Raw genomic sequence first — 18,552 nt, forward strand, 5'->3', positions numbered from 1 at the left:
AGATGCTTGCGCTGATTTCACTTTTCTTTCGGAGGTGCGCCGCCGCCATGGCAAAACATCCTCACCGAAGAGAGAAGGAAGAGAGCAATGGCAAACAAATCCGTGTTTGCATCCGTAAAAGGCCGGTTCGCCCCTGCGACCGCAAGGAACGCAACGGGCGCGCCGGCCTACCGCTACACTGATGCGCATGCCTTGGCGCAGGTGGCCATGACCGGCACCTTCGGAGGCATGTTCTACACCGATCCGGCGGATGAGCTGGAATATGTGGTTGATCTGGCCGAAACCGTGCCAGTAGAGTTCCTGGCCCAGACGGCGATCTATGCCCGTCAAAAGGGTTACATGAAGGATATGCCAGCGGTCTTACTGGCGGTTCTTGCGCGGCGTGATCCGGCCCTCTTCAGGGCCGTGTTTGGGCGCGTTGTGACCAACGGCAAGATGCTACGCACCTTTGTGCAGGTGATCCGCTCCGGGACCACGGGCCGAAAGTCGCTCGGTTCAGCGCCGAAGGCGATGGTGCAAGGTTGGCTGAACGGGGCGTCCGACCGGGCGCTCTTGCAGGCAAACATCGGCAATGACCCGTCTTTGGCGGATGTCATCAAGATGGTGCACCCGAAGCCCGAGACCAACGAGCGCGAGGCGCTGTTTGCCTGGATCGTGGGGCGCCCGTGTGAGGCTGCTCTGCTGCCGCAGGCGCTGCAGGACTGGATGGCCTTTAACAAGGCGGGCAAAGGGACGGTGCCGGATGTGCCGTTCCAGATGCTGACCCAATTGCCGCTGTCGTCCCATCAATGGGCGCGGCTGGCCAAGACCGGGTCTTGGCAGATGGTCCGTCAGGGTCTGAACATGTTCCTGCGTCACGGCGTGTTCGGCGTGTCCAAAAACGTCGATCATGTGGCCGCAAAGCTGCGTGACCCCGAGGCGATCCGCAAGGCGCGGGCTTTTCCGTACCAGTTGATGGTGGCGGCGCAGCACGTGTCCCCGGAGATGCCGGAGGCCATCGTGGACGCTCTGCATGAAGCGATGGAAATCGCTGTGCAAAACGTGCCGAAGGTGGCCGGTCAGGTTGTTGTCTGCCCGGACGTGTCCGGCTCGATGATGTGGCCGGTGACGGGCTACCGTGCGGGTGCCTCTTCGAAGGTGCGCCATGTGGATGTGGCCGCGCTGGTCGCGGCGGCGTTCCAGCGGGTGAACCGAGGCTGCACGGTGCTGCCGTTCGAGGTCGGCGTGCGGGATCTGCGTCTGCGCAAGCAGGACTCGATCCTGACAAACGCAGAACGTCTGGCTGCGCTGGCCGGGGGCGGGACCAATTGTTCCGCACCGCTGAAGTGGCTGAACGAGCGTGGCCGCGCGCCGGACCTCGTGGTCTTTGTGTCGGACAACCAATCCTGGGTGGATGCCGGGAACGGGCGTCAGGGCACGGCGATGATGCGCGAATGGGAACTGATCAAGCGTCGGAACCCGAAGGCGCGTCTGGTCTGCATCGACATCGCCCCATACGGGACGGCGCAGGTGCGGACACGGGCGGACGTGCTGAACGTCGGCGGCTTCTCCGATGTGGTCTTTGACCAGATCGCGGCGTTTGCTTCCGGGGAAACCGGGGGCGACCACTGGGTCCGCGAGATCGAGAAGATCGCGGTTTGAGGAGAGGCCCCGGATCAAGTCCGGGGCTGCGTAAAAGAAAGTTCGGCGGCGGGCGCAAGACGCGCCCGCCGTCAGGAGAAGTGGAAACCGGTTTTCCGCCCGGACGGCGGGGCCAAAAAGAAAGAACAACTCAGGCGGAATGCCTGCGGGATTACAGCTTGCAACCTGTCACACGTCTCGCAAACCCCTTGTCCGCCTGACCCGACAGAAAAGGACACGTTTCGGCGAATGCCGGTGGAACTACAGATTGTTAATCTCCGGGTCGCGGGTTCGAACCCCGCCATGTCTTCGGGCGTGTAGCTCAGTTGGTAGAGCAGGTTCGTTTCACACCGTTTGACTTTGCGCCGCAAAGGCAGACCCATTGTCGCCGAAACCCAAAATGAAACCTGTCAGGGGGAATGCCCGTGGGAGTACAGCATGAGTTTGTCGCCGAGAGGCCTCTCACGATCTCATTGTCCCCCTGACCGAACAGGAAAGACCACCTTCGGCGAATGCCTGAGGGACCTACAGCGCTCCGACTTCCGGGGTACACCGAGCGGGTTCGACTCCCCTCTTTGCGGACGCCCAGACGGCAAACGCCTGCCCGACGGCTGGCGGGGCGGGTCCCGGATAGGGTCCTCACGGACGGGCTTGCCTCGTCCATTTTGTCGCCGGAGGTTCGATATTGTGAAAGGAACGATTGATGAGTGAGGCAATGACATACGACCCCGTTACAGGGGAGCATCTGAAAGAGTGGGGGCATCGGCCCGGGAAGCAGTTCCCGGCGCTTTTGGCGCGGGCAAATGCGATGCGGGCCGAAGGGTTTGGGTTGGTGAAAATCCGGTTGGAGCTGGAGGGGGAGATCCCGCCGGTGCCGGATACGCTCGATCTGCGCGCTCCCGGGGCTGTGCCGTTTCATGAGAACATCGAGGTCGAAGGCGCGGACGAGGAGGACAATGTCCAGAAAGTCCGCCAGACCATGACCGAACTGATGCGCACGCCGACGATTGAAGCCGGGGCGATCATGCCCGATGCCTGTCCGGCGGGCCCGGTGGGGACGATCCCCGTGGGCGGTGTTGCCGCGGCGCGCAACGCGATCCATCCGGGGATGCACTCGGCGGACATCTGCTGTTCGGTGATGATCACCGATCTGGGAGATGCGGACCCGAAGGCGGTTCTGGACGCGGCGCAAAGCGTGACGCATTTCGGCCCCGGCGGGCGGTCTCAGGGCAAGCGGTTCACCACATCTCTCAAGCTCTTGGATGCGTTCCGGGAGAATGCTTTCCTGAACAATACCAAGATCTTGCGCATGGCGCAGGAGCATATGGGCACGCAAGGCGACGGCAACCATTTCCTGTTCGTGGGACGCTCGCGCAAGACCGGGCGGACGGCGATTGTCACCCATCACGGCTCACGCGGGCCGGGGGCGGTTCTGTACAAGCTTGGCATGGATATGGCCCAGAAATTCCGCAAGGTGCTCTCGCCCGAGACGCCCAAGCAGAACGCCTGGATTCCGGCGGACAGCGAGGAAGGTGTGGCCTATTGGGAGGCGCTGCAGCTGATCCGCAAATGGACGAAAGCCAACCACAACGCCCTTCATCAGGCGACGGTGGAGGCAGCGCGGGCCAATGTGGGGGATCGGTTCTGGAACGAGCATAACTTCGTGTTTCGGCGCGGGGACCTGTACTACCACGGCAAGGGGGCGACCCCGGCGTGGGATGGCTATGCGGCGGATGCCACGGGGCTGACACTGATCCCGCTGAACATGTCGGAGCCGGTTCTGGTGGCGCGCGGCAAGGATGCGGGGCATGGCCTTGGGTTCAGCCCGCACGGCGCGGGGCGCAATTTCTCGCGCTCCGAGCACAAGCGGCGGATGGGATCGGTGACGCCTGAGCAGATGCTCCGGGCCGAGACCGAGGGGCTTGATGTGCGCTTTCATGCGGGCGGTGTGGACGCCTCCGAGCTGCCGTCGAGCTACAAGAGCGCGGCGAGCGTGGTGCGGCAGATCAAACGCTATGATCTGGCCGAGATCGAGGATTACATCGATCCTTACGGCTGCATCATGGCGGGCGATGTGCCACCGTTTTGGAAGAACCGAAAGAAGGGGCGGCGCTGACAAGGCGCCGCCTTTTTTCTGGCCGCCGCCAAGCCGAAAGCCCGCTGCGACCACCCTCGCAGGAAAATGTGGCCGATTTTACCTATTCCGCCGCCAGGCTCCCTCTCCGGTTCACCGTTTTTTAGCCCGTATGCGCCAAGTCTTTGGAAAGGCCGGGCGCGCCGGCGTGCAGATCGGAAAAACGAACGGGAGAGTTAAGAATGGCAATCGCGTCAGTCGCGCAAAGGCCAAGTCCGCAAACCGTCCCCCAGACCACCGAGCCGCTCAAGGTGCTGTTCCTGGACGATCAGGGGCCGGATCGAAACCGCCTAAAACGCCTGTGCCGGAAGGCCGGGTTGAAGTTTCAGCCTTATGAGGCCGCCAATCTCGAAGAGTTCCGGGTCATCCTCGACGAAGGCGCGATGGATATCGTCTTTCTCGATTATTACCTCGACATGGAAACCGGTTTTGACGCGCTCAAAATCCTGACCGCGCATGAGGATCAGGTGGATGCGGTGCCGATCATGGTCACCAGCGTCGCGCGCCACGACATTGCTGTCGAAGTGATGCGCAACGGCTGTGCCGACTATCTGACGAAAGAAGAGCTGAGCATTGAAAGCGTGCGCAAATCCATTGTCTCGGCGCTGGAACGCAGCATCCTGATCGCAGCGATCGGGCAGGCTACCTCGCCGCGCGCCGCGATGCGGGTGTCCATGTCGCGGCTGTCGCAGACCTGCGGGCCGGAAATTCGCGCGGTGCTGGCCGCAACCCTGCGCCATGTGCGCGGCCTGCGCCGGGCCGCCGGTGGTCAGCCCGCCGTGCACGCAAATCTTACCGCGCTGGAGAAATCCTGTGGGGATATCAATATGTTCCTCGATGAGATCAAAGAAATTTTCGATGGAAACGCCAGTGTGTTGACCCCGGATCGGCATACGCCGACCACGCCGCTGAGCCCGCCCGGATAAATGCAGCTGCGCAATCCGGCAAAGCACATTTCCCTGACCCTGCGCGGCAAGATCGTTGCGTGGGTTCTGTTTTCGACGGTCGGTGCGATGCTGGTTCTGACGATGGAAAACATCGCCTCGACGCGTGAGCGTGAACAGGCGCATGCCTTCGCGGCATTGCAAGCGGAAGCGGATCGCTACGCGCAGGATATCCAAACGGTTTTCACCCGTATGGAGGCCGATGCTGCCCTGCTGGCAGGCGTGCCGGATATGCAGCGTTTCGAGCAGTTGTCATTCGAAACCGCCCCCCCGGACGGGAGCAAAACGGAAGCGCGGCATCGGGTTGAAGGGTTCTTTGGCTATTTGATGGAGACAAGGCCGTACTACAGGCATGTCCGGCTGATCGGGCGCACGGACGCCTGGCGCGAGTTGGCCCGGCTGAACCGGGAAGCGTCCGGGGTTCAGATCGTCGCGGCGACTGATCTGCAGCAAACCCGCGCGCCACCCGCCTTCGCGGTCGATGGGAAAGCCCCACTTGACCAGAGCACTTCTTGGCAGATTTCCCGGAGCCGCGCACAGGGGCGTGGAATGGCGCCTTCAACATTGCGCATCATCCGCCCTTTGTTCGTCGGCAAGAACACGGTTTCTGCGGTGTTGGAAATCGAGGCCGACCTTAGCGCACTCCTGCATGTCTCATCGCCCAAGGTCGCAAAAGCCGTCCGCGCGACCGTCGTTACGGGGACCGGCGATTACATGATGTTTGAGCGCGGCATAGATGCGCCGCCAATGGTCTATCATGAGGACGAAAACTGGCGCGCCTCCGCCGCGACAGAGGCGCTTGACGCCGCATTGGCCGGACGGCCTGAACGATTTGTGCGTGACCATGCTGCCGTGGTCCGCGCCATTCGCCCGGCGCGGGACAGCCCGGCTTTGTTCTTCCTTGTAACGACGATGGCGCAGAGCGATCTCTACGCCATGGTCAACGCGGACCTGCGAGCACATGCGTCGCTGTCGTTCCTCATTGCGATGCTGGTTTTCCTGGTGACAGGCACCGGCAGCCTGCTGGCCGCCTCGCAACTGACGCGGCCTCTGCGCGAGACGCTGAGCCTCGTCAAAACGTCGCGCGATGCGCCGGAGCCTTTGCGGCTGGAGACACAGGCGAACGATGAAATTGGCGAACTGGCCGATGCGTTTCTCACCCAAACCAATGCATTGCTCCCCGCCGCCGTGCGGGCCCGCGCCGTGTTTGAATCCGCCGGTCATGCCATCGTGGTGTGCACTGATGATGGCAGAATCGAAGAGGCCAATAACGCCGCCGCGACGCTGTTCGGCTATGAGGCCAAAGACATGATCGGACTGCGGGCTGAGCGATTGTTAGAGCAAGGTGAGCTGTCGGGGCGCAGCTGTTTTGGCGACCTGGACGGCACAGGACATGGGGCGCAGGACATGACAGGGCGGCGGCGCAGCGGTGAGTTGTTGCACCTCGCGGTTTCGGCCACCCATGCGCGCTTTGCAGAGGCCAATCACCTGATCCTGATCATGCAGGACGTCACGGAAGCGCGGCGCGCCGAGGAGCGGGTACAGAAACTCGTGGCACGCTTGGAGCGCTCCAACGAGGAACTCGATCAGTTCGCCTACATCACCTCGCACGACCTCAAAGCGCCGCTGCGGGTGATTGCCAATGCGGCCGGATGGCTGGCGGAGGATCTCGAAGAGCATCTGACCGACGACACACGCGATACGCTGGGTCTGATCGAGAGCCGTGTGCACCGTATGGGGCGCCTGCTGGAGGCCATGCTGGAGCATTCCCGCATTGGACGGGTGCAGGTCGCCCGCGAATGGACCCATTTTGGCACCATGATGCAGGACATCGAGGCGTTGCTTGAGGAGCACGATGGGTTCGACATCATCGTGCAGCCCGATCTGATGGCCCGCCCGGTCATCCGCCTGCCGTTGCAGTCGGTTCTGCTCAACCTGATCAGCAATGCCATCCGCCACCACGACAGGCCGCGCGGCACGATTCACGTCGGCTGTCGCGATCTGGGGGACCGCGTGGAATTCAGCGTAAGCGATGACGGGCCGGGGATTCCGACGAGTTTTCAGGAAAAGGTGTTCCAACCGTTCCAAACCCTGAAACCAAGGGACCGAGTGGATACGGCCGGCATAGGGTTGGCCATGGTGCGCAAGCAGGTGGCGCTGGTGGGTGGAGAGATCCGACTGGTGTCCGATGGTGAACGCGGCACCGCGTTTTTTGTGCTCTGGCCCAATCCCAAACAGGACGCCGCGCCCGAAACAGCGTGCGACATGGCGCTCGGGGCCGCATGATCGGGGCGGGACAACAGAACGGGCCGCCGCTGAACATTCTTCTGGTCGAAGATGATGACGGTGATGCCAAGGCGGTCAGCCGCGCGGTCGCCAAGTGCTGCCTGCCTGTTGTCCTGACGCGCGCCTTGGATGGGATCGAAGCCCTGGAGTTGATGCGGGATGCATCAGGCCCCCTGCCCGCGCGATATCTGGTCCTCGCGGACCTGAACATGCCGCGCATGAACGGCATCGAGTTCCTCGCCGCGCTGCGCGGCGATCCGCGTTTGCGCGAGACGGTGGTCTTTGTCATGACCACCTCGCAGTCCGAGGAAGACCGGCGCGCTGCCTATGCCCATTCGGTGGCAGGCTACGCTCCGAAGGACGGACTCGGCGACGGATTGGAGCACCTCGCGCGCTTCCTCGAGGCCTACGCCCGGATCATTGAACTGCCCATGTTGCAACCCTAGAGCTTTGGTATGACTGAGATTTCCGCCCTGATTGTTGACGATGACGATGGTGATCGCGCCTTGCTCCGGCGCTTTCTGGCCAAGTCTGATTACGCCGTGCGCGTGACCGAGGCAGCCACTGTCGAAGAGGCGCTGGGCGTGCAGGATCCTGACATCCGGGCCATTTTTCTCGACAATGTCCTGCCCGGGGAAACCGGCCTCGAAAGCGTTTCGCACTTTCGGCAGATATGGCCCAAGGCCGGGATCTTCTTCATGACCGGACAAGGGGATGAGGAGCTTGCCAAATCGGCTATCCAGTTCGGTGCGACGGACTATGCGCCGAAGTCGACCCTGAGCCAGAACGCCATAAGCCGGATGCTGAAAAACGGTGTGGCGCAAGCACTGGCGGAATGGCGGCTGGATGAACAGCGGCGCGATCTGGCGACCTTTACCGAGGTTCTGGTGCATGATTTTCAGGCGCCGATCCGTGCGGCGGCTTACCTTTCGGAACAGATCGAGGAGGATATCGAAGACGGTGACATGGCGGAGGCCATGGAGGGGCTGCGGATGTTGCGCAAATCCGCGGGCCAGATGCAGGATATGCTGCGCAGCCTGTCGGATCATGTGCGGCTGGACCGGGACGACGCGGAGGCGGAGGCCTGTGTCGGTGACTTGCTGGATCGCGCATTGACGGCCCTGGGCCGGGAAATCGAGGACAGCGGCGCCGTGGTGCAGGTCAGTCTGGAAGATCCCGCTCACAGGATCATTTGCCGCCCGCCGCAAATCGCGCAGGTCCTGCAGAATCTTGTTGCCAACGCGATCAAGTATAGCGGCGATGCGCCACCCGATATTCGCATTGCCGCCTTTGTCGATGACGCCGCGCATCTGGTGATGACGGTCTCGGACAAGGGCCTTGGCGTGCCTGAAGAGTATCGGAGCGGCATCTTCGAGCCGTTCAAACGGGTGCCGGGTCACAACGGGGTTTCCGGGACGGGGCTGGGCCTCGCGACCTGTCGCAAGCTGATCGCCCGGCATGGTGGGACGATCTGGTGTACAAGCGACCCGAAGGCGAGAACGGTGATCGGGTTTCGGATTCCCGACCGGTCCCGGCCTGTCTAGGGTCACCGCCCAAAGGGGGTGCCGCTGGCGCTGATCTGTGTCATGCATGGCGGATAAGATTGCCCCGCCGCGAGCCCGCCAACCATGATCACCCTTCTGCACACTGCGGACATCCATCTCGACTCGCCTTTGAAGTCGCTGGCGCTGCGCGATGCGGCGTTGGGGGAACGGGTGCAAACCGCGACGCGGACCGCCTTTGCGCGGATCGTGGACGCGGCGCTGGAACACGAGGTGTCCGGGGTTCTGATTGCCGGGGACCTGTTTGACGGCGCTGAACGCAGCGCCCGCACGGCCGCGTTCCTGATCGCGCAACTGGACCGGCTGAAGGCCGCCGGGATCGCGGTCTACTACATCAAGGGCAACCACGACGCGGAGAACCCGATCACCGGGGAACTCAGCCTGCCCGACACTGTGCATGTCTTCGACGGGCGCGGCGGCAAGGTGCAACTGCCACGGCAGGATGTCTGGATTCACGGCGTCAGCTTCAGTGGTCGGCACGCCCCGGAAAGCCTGCTTCCGAAGTTCGGAGCGCCGGTGGCGGGGGCCGTGAACATCGCGATGCTGCACACATCGCTGGGCGGGGCTGCGGGGCATGACACCTATGCGCCTTGCTCGGCGAGCGAACTGGCCAATATGGGGTTCGACTACTGGGCCCTTGGCCACATCCACAAACGGCAAGTGCACGGACAAGCACCGTGGATCGTCATGCCCGGGATACCGCAGGGGCGGGATATCGGCGAGGCGGGGCCGAAAACCGCCACGCTGATCAAGATCGAGGACGGGCAGATTGCCCTGTCGGAAGTGCCAACGGCATCCGTGGAGTTCGCAGAGGCCCGTTTGAACTGCGCCGGGTTTGAGCGTGAGGACGGGTTGCGAGCGGCCTTGCGCGACGTGATCCGGGACGCGGCAGGGGCATTGCAGGCGGAGACAGGTGTGTTGCGGTTGACCCTGCATGGGGAGACGGCGCTGAATTGGGCCGTTCTGCGCGATCAGGATCAGTGGCGCGAGACTATCGCGGAACTGGCCGCAGAAACCGGACGGGTCTGGATCGACAAGGTGCTGTTTGACCTGTCAGACCCGAAGGATGCGGCAGAAAGCGCCTCGGCGGTGACGGAACTTGGCCGATTGATGGCGGACATCCGGGATGAGCCTGCGTTTCGCGAGGAAATGGCACAGGGCTTGGCGACGTTGCTGGGCGAGACCACACCGGCGCGACGAGCAGCACTGGCCCCGAACGAGGCGGCGGCAGAGGCTCTGGCGGACCAATTGGCCGAAAGCGGCGCAGCGGCGGTGCTGGCAGCGATGAAGGGAGCGGCGGAGTGATGCGTCTGCGGCGGCTCGATCTTGATCTGTTCGGCCATTTCGCGGGCAAGTCCTATGACTTCGGCGAAGCCGGGGAGACGGCGGATTTTCACGTGATCTATGGCCCCAACGAGGCGGGCAAGACCACCACGATGGAGGCCTTCCTGCGGTTGCTGTACGGCTTTCCGCACCGGGAAAGCTACGACTTCAAGCATAGCCGGGCCAACCTGCAGATCTCGGCGGATCTGGAGACCGCGCGCGGAGCGTTGACGCTGACCCGGACGGCGAAACGCAAGGGGAACCTGCTGGACCAGAATGGCGGCGTTTTGCCCGAAGCGAGCCTGCAAGCGCATCTGGGCGGGTTGTCCGAGGCGGATTATCGACAGCTTTTGTGCCTCGACGATGACACCATTGAAAAGGGCGGTGAAGAGATCGTCAGCAGCAAGGGGGACATCGGCAACTTGCTGTTTTCCGCCGCCGCAGGGATCAGCGATCTGAGCGCGGTTCTGGACGGATTCCGGGCGCAGGCCGGGGCGCTTTACAAGAAAAAAGTACGCTCGACGCGGATGGCGGAGTTGAAGGCGGAGCTGGCGGAGGTGACCCGACAGATCAAGGACAGTGATGTCACCGCCGCCGCCTGGCGCAAGTTGCGACAGGAAATGGAGGCCGCACAAGCCGAAGAAGCATCCGCACGGGAGGACAGCAATGGGCTGTGGCGGCGCAAGGCGGAACTGGACGCGCAAAGAACCGCCCTGCCGTTGCTGGTGGAACTGGACGCGGTTGAGGCGGATTTAGCCGGGACGGAAGGCGTGCCGGAGGCTTTGGGCTTCAAGCCCGAGGATCTGGTGGAACTGGCCATGGAGCAAAGCCGTCTTCGGGCTGATCAAACGCACCTGACCAAAGACCTCGCGGACCTGCGAGAGGCTCGGGACGGCGTTCGCCGTAAACCGGACCTGCTGGCTTTGGACGATGCGTTGGTCCAGGTCGAGGACCTCTACAAGCGGTTCAGCGGTGCAGAGCTTGACCTTGGACGGCGCAGGCAATCGGTGGCGGGCTTGCGAGCCGATTTGGCGCGGGCAGCACAGGATCTTCAGGCTGAGGATATAGAGCCGCGCCGTTTGCTGCTCGACCCGGCGACACTGCAATCGCTGGAGGCGGCGCGCGACGCCATGACCACCGCGCAACATGATCGGGCGCGTCAAGCGCGGGATCTGGCAGAGGCGGAGGCGCGGTTGGAAGAGACGCCGGACGTGGCCGTCCCGGACCAGCCGATTTCGGCTTTGCTGGATCAATACGCGGCCGGGCGGCTTGCGCCAAAATACGCGGCGGCGGCAGAGGCCATGGGTGCAGCGGAACGTGGGTTGGCTCGGGCGCTGAGCATGTTGGGGATGGAGACTGTACCGGAAGAGACCCTGCCGGAAGCAGAGGTATTGGCCCAGCGGCACGGCGCACTCGAAACGCAATTGGGACAGTTGGAGGCGGAGCAGGCCGACCGGCTGACCGAAATCACGGCGGCAAATCGACGGATTGCGCAAATGCTGGAGGCCGGAACGCTGATCGGGGACGAGACGGCGCAGGCTGAGACAGAGGCGCGCGAGGCGCTTTGGCAGGCGCATTTGGAGGACTTGAAGGCCGAGAGCGCGGCGGCGTTCGAGACGGCGCTGCGCCGGGTGGACCTGACGGCGGCGGCGCGGTTGGCGCAGGCCAGTGATTTGGCGCAGGTGGCGCATGAGCGCCGGGCTCTGGTCGATCTGGAGGCACGAGCGCAGGGCGCGGCGGCGAAAATCAAGGGCATGTCGGAAGAACGCGATGCGCTTCTGGCGCAGGTTCATGCCGCCGCCAAGGCCGCAGGGTTGGAGAGCCAGCCCAGCCCGGAGGGGTTCTTGCGCTGGCAGGCGTTGCGGCAAGCGGCGGAGGACGCGCAGCGGGCGCTCGAAGAGGCCCGCATGCTCCATGCGCCGGTCCTGACGGATGGGCAGGCGCTGCTTGCAGCGTTGAAAAACGCATTGGCTGTGCGCGTGGGCGATTTCGAAACGGTCTTGGCCGAAGCAGAACGCCGAGCAGAGGCGGAACGGGCGGCACAGGGCGCGGCGCGGGAGGCGCAGCAGAGGCGCGCGGAAGTACAGGCAGAGGTTGCTCGTCGAACAAGACAAGGCGCGACAGTGGCACAGGCGGCGGCGGAGGCAGCGGAGGCGTGGTCAGATGCTGTCAGAAAAGCCTTGCCCGCCGGGATCAAACCGGAGGTTCTGTCCGTCACACTGGAGCCTTTGCGCCGTGTGCGGGAGATCGAAGGCAAGCTGGCGCAGGATGAACGCAGGGTCGAGAGCATGGAAGCAGACCATGCGGCCTTTGACGCGCGGATGACGGCTTTGGCCGAGCAATATGGCGTCGAGGCGCCGCAAGGCCCGGAAGCGGCCTACAAGGCGTTGAAAACCGAAGCCGCCGAGGCGGCGCGCGCGGAAGAGGTCTTTGAAGACCTGACACTGCAGATCGCCAGTCAGGAGGCCGCTCTGGCGGAGGCGAACGAAGCGCTGTCCGGAATAGACCGGCAGATTACGGCCTGGGCAGCCGTGTTCCCGGCAGATGTGACAACACTGGACGCGCTGCGCGACGCCACCGGTGCGGCCCTGTCGGTCAACGCGGATCGCAAGAAGCGGGCGGGATTGGTCACGCAGCTCTGCACCGGGTTGGGCGTGCCGGATTTGTCAGAGGCACGCGCCGCGCTGCGCGGGATTTCCGCGCAGGATGTCGCGTCAGAGCTTGCGGCACTGGAACAGGGGATCGAGACACAGGCATCGCGGCTGCGCGAGGCCACCGAGCGGCGCACCCTCGCCGAGCGGGCTTTGAATGCTGTGACCGGGGACGCGGATGTGGCGCGGCTGACCGAGCAGAAAGCCACGCTGGAGGCGGCGATCGAAGACACGGCGCTGCGCTATGTCGAGTTGAACGCAGGCATCCGGCTGGCCGAAGAGGCGATCCGCCGCTATCGCGACACCCATCGCAGCGGCATGATGGCAGCCACAGAAGCGGCTTTTGCAGAGTTGACCAACGGCGCTTATATGCGGCTGATGACGCAGGCCGATGGCGACACCGAGACGCTTGTGGCGCTGACCCGCGAAGGACAGTCGAAACAGGCGCAGGACATGTCGAAGGGCACGCGTTTTCAGCTTTATCTCGCCCTGCGCGCTGCGGCTTATGCGCAACTGGTGCAGGAGGGCACCTGCCTGCCGTTCTTCTGTGACGACGTCTTCGAGACCTTCGACGAGGACCGCACCCGCGCCGCCTGCCGGGTGATGGCCCGGATTGGCCAGCAGGGACAGGCGATCTATCTGACTCATCACAAACATGTGGTCGATATTGCCAGAGAGGTTTGTCCCGATGCGGTCACGATACACAGCATCTGAGCGTTGATGCGGGGCGGGCAAAGGAGTAAGAGACCGCAATCTCAGCTAAAAGGCCGTTCCCCATGCGTATGCGCGACACCTTCATCAAACCCATGCACCCCGAAGGGCGCCGGTTCGTTGCGATTTTTGCCGCGATCACGCTGGTGCTCTTCCTGATCGCCGATTTCCTGGGCTGGATCGGGGTCGGGCTGACCGTCTGGTGTTACTACTTCTTCCGCGATCCAAAGCGCGCAACGCCGCTTGGCGAGAGCCTCGTGATCAGCCCCGCCGATGGGGTGGTTTCGCTGATCGAACCGGCGGTGCCGCCGGCAGAGCTTGGCATGGAAGACAAGCCGCTCACCCGCGTCAGCGTCTTCATGAGCGTGTTCAACTGTCACGTGAACCGTGCGCCCGTGGGCGGGGTGATCAAGTCCATTGCCTATCGTCCGGGCAAGTTCCTGAACGCTTCGCTCGACAAGGCCAGCGCCGACAATGAGCGCAACAGCCTGTGCATCGAACGCGAAGATGGCACTCAGATTGCCGTGGTGCAGATCGCCGGTCTCGTGGCGCGGCGGATCGTGTGTTTCTCCAACACCAACGACAGCATCGAGGCAGGCGAGCGGTTTGGCCTGATCCGGTTTGGCTCCCGGCTGGATGTGTATCTGCCCGAAGGCGTGCAACCGATGGTGAGCCTTGGCCAGACCATGGTGGCGGGCGAGACGGTTCTGGCCGATCTGGCGTCCAGCGCCCCGGCGCGGCAAGCGCGGACACAATAAACCATGTCAGAGCCCGAACAGGTCACCGCCCCCCGCGAGAAGTCCAAGCTGCCGGTGCTGCACCTGTTGCCGAACCTGCTGACCATCGCGGCGATCTGCGCCGGGCTGACGGCCATTCGATTTGGATACAACGGTGATTTTCAGAACGCCGTGAAGCTGATCCTGTTTGCGGGGATTCTGGATGGTCTGGACGGGCGGCTGGCCCGGCTTTTGCGCTGCCAAAGCTCCGTCGGGGCGGAACTCGACAGCCTTGCAGATTTCCTGAATTTCGGCGTCGCGCCGGGGCTGATCCTGCACGCCTGGGCCTTGCATGACTTCCGGGGCATCGGTTGGATCGTTGTGCTCGTTTACACGATCTGCTGCGTGCTGCGACTGGCTCGGTTCAACGTCATGAGCCGCCTTGAGGACAAACCCGCCACCGATCATTTTGTCGGTGTGCCCTCGCCTGCCGGGGCGATGCTTGCGCTTTTGCCGATGTATCTGGCGTTTCTTTTCCACGAAGACCCGCATCTGCCCGCAGAGGTCATCGCAGCTTATCTGCTGGTTGTCGGGCTGATGATGATCGGCCGCCTGCCGACGCCATCATTCAAGAACATCACCATCCGGCGTGAACATGCGCGGTACCTGATGGTGGGCGCGGTGCTGATCGCCTCGGCGCTGTTCACCTACCTTTGGCTGACGTTGGTTCTGGCATCCCTGGCCTACATCGCGGGGCTCGTGATCACTTTTGTCACCTCCCGGCGCAAGCCCGCCTGACGGACCGGCGAAGTTACGCCTTTCAAAATGAGTTGAAAAGACAGACGGCGCGTCAGGCGCTAGGCTCGGGTCAAGCGTTTTGAACCCGAGGTCCCGATCATGCTGCGTGTTGTTTTCCTTGTCTTTCTGATGAGCCTGCCGGGGCTGGTCTCGGCCCAGAACAAGGCGCAGGTCGAGGCGCAGTTTCAACGCTGGCTGACCTCGGAGATCTGGCCGCGCGCCAAGGCAAAGGGCGTCTCGAAGCGTACCTTTGACAGCGCGTTTCGCGGGGTTTCCCTGAACTGGAAACTGCCGGATCTGGTGCCACCGGGCAGCAAACCTTCTGGCCCGCGCAAACAGCGGCAGGCGGAGTTTGGCTCGCCGGGGAAATACTTCAACCGAGGCAGCATTGACGGCGCAACCCGCGTCGGACGGCAGATGATGAAACGCCATGCTTCGGCTCTGGCGCGAACCGAAAAGCGGACCGGCGTGCCTGGACGGATCATCCTCGGGATTTGGGGGCGCGAGAGCGGATACGGGCAGGTCCCGATCCGCAACAATGTGTTCGAGGTGCTGGGGACAAAGGGGTTCATGAGCACCCGCAAGGACTATTTCGCGAATGAGCTGGTGGCGGCTTTGCAGATCGCGCAGGCCGGTCACGCACCGGGCAAGGCGATGAAAAGCAGTTGGGCGGGGGCTTTGGGCCAGCCGCAGTTCATGCCCTCAAGCTTTCTGAAATACGCCGCCGACGGCAATGGCGATGGGCGGGCGGATATCTGGGGGTCCGAGGCGGATACGATTGAATCCATTGGCCATTATCTGGACAAGCATGGCTGGGTGACGGGGCGCGACTGGGGTTTCGAGGTGGTGGTGCCTGCTTCTGTTTCCTGCACGCTTGAGGGCCCGGATCAGGGCAGACGCATCAGCCAATGGGAGAACATGGGCATCCGCCGGATCAGCGGCAAGGCTTTCCCGGATCATGAACGGCGCGGCGAAGGCTATCTGCTCATGCCCGCCGGGCGCAGCGGGCCGGCCTTTATCGTCACGCCGAATTTCTACGTTCTGAAGGAGTACAACAAGAGCGACCTTTACGCGCTGTTTGTGGGCCATGTGGGGGATCGCATTCAGTATGGCATGGGTGATTTTTCAGGGCGTTGGGGCAAAGTCGGCGGGCTGTTGCGCTCCGACGTGGCGGTGATGCAGCGCGCCTTGGAGAAGATGGGGCATGACGTGGGCGGCGCGGATGGCTTGCCGGGGTTCAAGACGCGGCGTTCGATCGGGCGCTGGCAGGAGGCGAAGGGTCAGGCCGCAACCTGTTTTCCCGAAGCCGGGATGAAACGGGCGCTGCGCTGACTTGGCCTTTGGTTTGAGCGCGTTATATCTGCTGTGAGCGCAGCAGGGGATACCACATGAGCCGATACGCGGTGATCGTCAGCCACGGGCAACCATCGGAGCCGGAGGTGGGCGAGGCAGAGATCAAAGCCTTGGCCGCCGAGGTGCAAAACGCTTTGCCCGAGGATCGGGTGATCGGCGCGACGCTGGCTGCGCCTGGCGTCTTGGAGGCGGCTTTGGAGGGGCATCCGGGGGCGCTCATCTATCCGTTTTTCATGGCCGATGGGTGGTTCACCAAAGTTGCCTTGCCCAAGCGATTGGCGGGCTTCGACGTGCAGCAGCTTGCGCCTTTCGGGCTGGACCCGGACCTGCCGGACTGGACAGCGGATTGGCTCCGGCGGGAGTTGAGCGCGAAAGGTTGGGCGGCGGAAGAGACCGCCTTGTTTGTCGCGGCGCATGGCTCCGGGCGGAGCGACAAACCGGCATCGGTGACGCGCGGTTTTGCCCAGGAAATTGGGACGCGCGTCGCTTTTCGGGACATCCGCTGCGGGTTTGTCGAGGAAGCGCCCTATTTGGCCGAGAGCGCGGCGGGGCTTGGCGAAAAGGCGATCTGCCTGCCGTTCTTCAACATGAAACGCGGGCATGTTCTGGACGATCTGCCCGAGGCTCTGGACGCGGTGGGCTTTGCCGGGTTGCGGCTGGAGCCGTTTGGCTGCCAGCCGGGATTGCCTGCGTTTATCGCGGGCCGGTTGCGGCAGAGCTGAGCCGAAGATCAGCCCAGACGTTTGCCCGGCGCGAGCAAGTCGCGGTCCTGTACGATTTCGATGAGGTTCACCCCGCCCCGCGCGCGGGCCTCCTCCAGCGCCGTCGCAAAACCGTCCAGATCCGTGGCGCGGGCCGCCCCTGCCCCGAAGGATTTGGCAAAGGCGACAAAGTCCGGGTTGATCATCTCTGTCCCCGAAACCCGCCCCGGGAACTCGCGTTCCTGATGCACCCGGATCGTCCCGTATCGGGCATTGTTCACCACGATCACCGTCAGGCGCAGCCCGTGGTGCACAGCCGTCGCCAGCTCCTGACAGGTCATCATGAAACAGCCATCCCCGGCGAGCGCATAAACCTCCCGCTCCGGCGTGGCCACCGCCGCACCGATGGCGGCGGGCAGGCCGTAGCCCATGGAGCCAGATGTCGGCGCAAGCTGGCTGCGCGGGGTGCGATAGCGGTGAAACCGGTGCAGCCACGCGGCGTAATTGCCCGCGCCGTTGGTCATGATGGCATCTGACGGCACAGTGTCCGAGAGGTGTTTGTAGAGCGGGGCGAGCGTGTCATTGTTCACGGAAGTCACGGCGTTGAATTGCTTGTAGGCCGCGCGCAGGCTCTCGCAGCGCGGCGCAAACCGCTCGGGCGCAATCGGCTCCCATGCGGCGACCGCTTTGCAGAAGCTCTCCGTGTCGGAGATCAGCGCAATCTCCGGCTCATAGACCCGGCCGGGTTCCTCCGGCTCCGGGAAGACGTGGGCAAGCCGTTGGGCGGGCACAGGCGGTTTGGGATTCGTGTAGCCATCGGTTGTCATCTCCCCAAGACGCGGGCCAATGGCGATAAGCAGGTCCGTTTCGTTAAGAGCTTCGGCCAGATAAGGCACCTTGCCCACGGCGAAATGCCCGGCGTAATTCGGATGATCGTTGTTGAAGAGACCCTGCGAGCGCAGGCTGACGGTGACCGGGATGCCTTGGGTTTCGGCAAAGCTTTGCAAAGCCGCGATGCCCGCTTCGGTCCAGTTGCCGCCTCCGGCCATGATCAAGGGCCGCTCGGCGCTGGCGATGGCCTCTTTCAAGGCCTCCAGCGTGCCCGGCGCGGGCTGATAGCGCGGCGGTTCGATGTAGCGCGGCGCGGGTGGGAGCGTGATCTCGTCGTAGAGCATGTCTTCGGGCAAGGCGATGACCACCGGACCGGGACGCCCGGACAGCGCCACGCGATACGCGCGCGAGATGTATTCCTGCATGCGCGAGGCATCGTCGATCTGCGTCACCCATTTGGCCATCTGGCCAAACATGCGGCGGTAATCGATCTCCTGAAAAGCTTCACGCTCGACCATGTCGCGGGCCACCTGCCCGATAAAGAGGATCATCGGGATGCTGTCCTGATAGGCCACATGCACACCCGCGCTCGCGTTGGTGGCCCCCGGCCCGCGCGTGACCATGCAGATGCCGGGGCGGCCCGTCATACGGCCATGAGCATCGGCGGCCATGGCGGCCCCGCCTTCCTGACGGCAGGTGACAAAGTCGATCCCGTCGCGCTCGTGCAGCGCATCGAGCACCGCAAGGTAGCTCTCGCCCGGCACGCCAAAGACATGGCGGGTGCCCTGCGCCACCAGAAGGTCAACGAGGTGATCGGCGGCGCGGCGGGTGGTCTGGGTCATGGTGGTCCTCGTCAGCAGGCGGTCTCCTGCAATGGGTATGCCCAAACTGCAGGCCCGTCCAGCGCGTCGCGGACAGGACA

The 18,552-nt window shown here is 63.5% G+C and carries 13 protein-coding genes; 12 read left to right on the forward strand and 1 reads right to left on the reverse strand.

Features of this window, described 5'->3' with window-relative positions:
• Nucleotides 1-87 precede the first annotated feature (87 nt).
• The 12 genes from E4662_RS04055 to E4662_RS04110 all read left to right on the forward strand — a co-directional run bounded on the left by E4662_RS04055 (nucleotide 88) and on the right by E4662_RS04110 (nucleotide 16,820).
• Nucleotides 88-1,641, forward strand: coding sequence for a vWA domain-containing protein (locus E4662_RS04055; RefSeq protein WP_136439960.1), 1,554 nt, complete (start codon nucleotides 88-90; stop codon nucleotides 1,639-1,641).
• Nucleotides 1,642-2,335: 694 nt separating this feature from the next.
• Nucleotides 2,336-3,736, forward strand: a complete 1,401-nt coding sequence (locus E4662_RS04060) for an RtcB family protein (protein WP_240705113.1) — start codon at nucleotides 2,336-2,338, stop codon at nucleotides 3,734-3,736.
• A gap of 200 nt (nucleotides 3,737-3,936) precedes the next feature.
• Complete coding sequence (locus E4662_RS04065) at nucleotides 3,937-4,680, forward strand: response regulator (protein WP_136439962.1); 744 nt, start codon at nucleotides 3,937-3,939, stop codon at nucleotides 4,678-4,680.
• On the forward strand, nucleotides 4,681-6,984 hold the full coding sequence (locus tag E4662_RS04070; protein ID WP_136439963.1) for a sensor histidine kinase: 2,304 nt from the start codon (nucleotides 4,681-4,683) through the stop codon (nucleotides 6,982-6,984).
• Nucleotides 6,981-7,430, forward strand: a complete 450-nt coding sequence (locus E4662_RS04075) for a response regulator (protein WP_136439964.1) — start codon at nucleotides 6,981-6,983, stop codon at nucleotides 7,428-7,430. The genes E4662_RS04070 and E4662_RS04075 overlap by 4 nt, the downstream gene beginning before the upstream one ends.
• A gap of 9 nt (nucleotides 7,431-7,439) precedes the next feature.
• Nucleotides 7,440-8,528, forward strand: a complete 1,089-nt coding sequence (locus E4662_RS04080) for a sensor histidine kinase (protein WP_136439965.1) — start codon at nucleotides 7,440-7,442, stop codon at nucleotides 8,526-8,528.
• Between the two features lie 84 nt (nucleotides 8,529-8,612).
• On the forward strand, nucleotides 8,613-9,851 hold the full coding sequence (locus E4662_RS04085; RefSeq protein WP_136439966.1) for a metallophosphoesterase family protein: 1,239 nt from the start codon (nucleotides 8,613-8,615) through the stop codon (nucleotides 9,849-9,851).
• Nucleotides 9,851-13,234, forward strand: a complete 3,384-nt coding sequence (locus tag E4662_RS04090; protein WP_240705126.1) for a YhaN family protein — start codon at nucleotides 9,851-9,853, stop codon at nucleotides 13,232-13,234. Before E4662_RS04085 ends, E4662_RS04090 begins: the two co-directional genes overlap by 1 nt.
• Before the next feature lie 62 nt (nucleotides 13,235-13,296).
• The gene (locus E4662_RS04095) at nucleotides 13,297-13,989 is read left to right on the forward strand and encodes a phosphatidylserine decarboxylase (protein ID WP_136439968.1); all 693 of its coding nucleotides are present in this window, start codon (nucleotides 13,297-13,299) and stop codon (nucleotides 13,987-13,989) included.
• A gap of 3 nt (nucleotides 13,990-13,992) precedes the next feature.
• On the forward strand, nucleotides 13,993-14,745 hold the full coding sequence (gene pssA, locus E4662_RS04100; RefSeq protein ID WP_136439969.1) for a CDP-diacylglycerol--serine O-phosphatidyltransferase: 753 nt from the start codon (nucleotides 13,993-13,995) through the stop codon (nucleotides 14,743-14,745).
• 99 nt (nucleotides 14,746-14,844) lie between these two features.
• Nucleotides 14,845-16,077, forward strand: coding sequence for a lytic murein transglycosylase (locus E4662_RS04105; RefSeq protein WP_136439970.1), 1,233 nt, complete (start codon nucleotides 14,845-14,847; stop codon nucleotides 16,075-16,077).
• A gap of 56 nt (nucleotides 16,078-16,133) precedes the next feature.
• Nucleotides 16,134-16,820, forward strand: coding sequence for a sirohydrochlorin chelatase (locus E4662_RS04110; RefSeq protein ID WP_136439971.1), 687 nt, complete (start codon nucleotides 16,134-16,136; stop codon nucleotides 16,818-16,820).
• 8 nt (nucleotides 16,821-16,828) lie between these two features.
• Here E4662_RS04110 and E4662_RS04115 read toward each other — a convergent pair whose 3' ends face one another.
• Entirely contained in the window at nucleotides 16,829-18,472 is a 1,644-nt protein-coding gene (locus tag E4662_RS04115; protein WP_136439972.1) for a thiamine pyrophosphate-dependent enzyme, read from the reverse strand.
• Nucleotides 18,473-18,552 lie beyond the last annotated feature (80 nt).

Source organism: Pacificoceanicola onchidii, from assembly GCF_004804335.1.
Lineage (GTDB): Bacteria > Pseudomonadota > Alphaproteobacteria > Rhodobacterales > Rhodobacteraceae > Pacificoceanicola > Pacificoceanicola onchidii.

Excerpts from the sequence above, each read along its gene's own strand:
- E4662_RS04055 (WP_136439960.1), top strand. The coding sequence starts at position 88 with ATGGCAAACAAATCCGTGTTTGCATCCGTAAAAGGCCGGTTCGCCCCT.
- E4662_RS04060 (WP_240705113.1), top strand. The coding sequence starts at position 2,336 with ATGACATACGACCCCGTTACAGGGGAGCATCTGAAAGAGTGGGGGCAT.
- E4662_RS04065 (WP_136439962.1), top strand. The coding sequence starts at position 3,937 with ATGGCAATCGCGTCAGTCGCGCAAAGGCCAAGTCCGCAAACCGTCCCC.
- E4662_RS04070 (WP_136439963.1), top strand. The coding sequence starts at position 4,681 with ATGCAGCTGCGCAATCCGGCAAAGCACATTTCCCTGACCCTGCGCGGC.
- E4662_RS04075 (WP_136439964.1), top strand. The coding sequence starts at position 6,981 with ATGATCGGGGCGGGACAACAGAACGGGCCGCCGCTGAACATTCTTCTG.
- E4662_RS04080 (WP_136439965.1), top strand. The coding sequence starts at position 7,440 with ATGACTGAGATTTCCGCCCTGATTGTTGACGATGACGATGGTGATCGC.
- E4662_RS04085 (WP_136439966.1), top strand. The coding sequence starts at position 8,613 with ATGATCACCCTTCTGCACACTGCGGACATCCATCTCGACTCGCCTTTG.
- E4662_RS04090 (WP_240705126.1), top strand. The coding sequence starts at position 9,851 with ATGCGTCTGCGGCGGCTCGATCTTGATCTGTTCGGCCATTTCGCGGGC.
- E4662_RS04095 (WP_136439968.1), top strand. The coding sequence starts at position 13,297 with ATGCGTATGCGCGACACCTTCATCAAACCCATGCACCCCGAAGGGCGC.
- pssA (WP_136439969.1), top strand. The coding sequence starts at position 13,993 with ATGTCAGAGCCCGAACAGGTCACCGCCCCCCGCGAGAAGTCCAAGCTG.
- E4662_RS04105 (WP_136439970.1), top strand. The coding sequence starts at position 14,845 with ATGCTGCGTGTTGTTTTCCTTGTCTTTCTGATGAGCCTGCCGGGGCTG.
- E4662_RS04110 (WP_136439971.1), top strand. The coding sequence starts at position 16,134 with ATGAGCCGATACGCGGTGATCGTCAGCCACGGGCAACCATCGGAGCCG.
- E4662_RS04115 (WP_136439972.1), bottom strand. The coding sequence starts at position 18,472 with ATGACCCAGACCACCCGCCGCGCCGCCGATCACCTCGTTGACCTTCTG.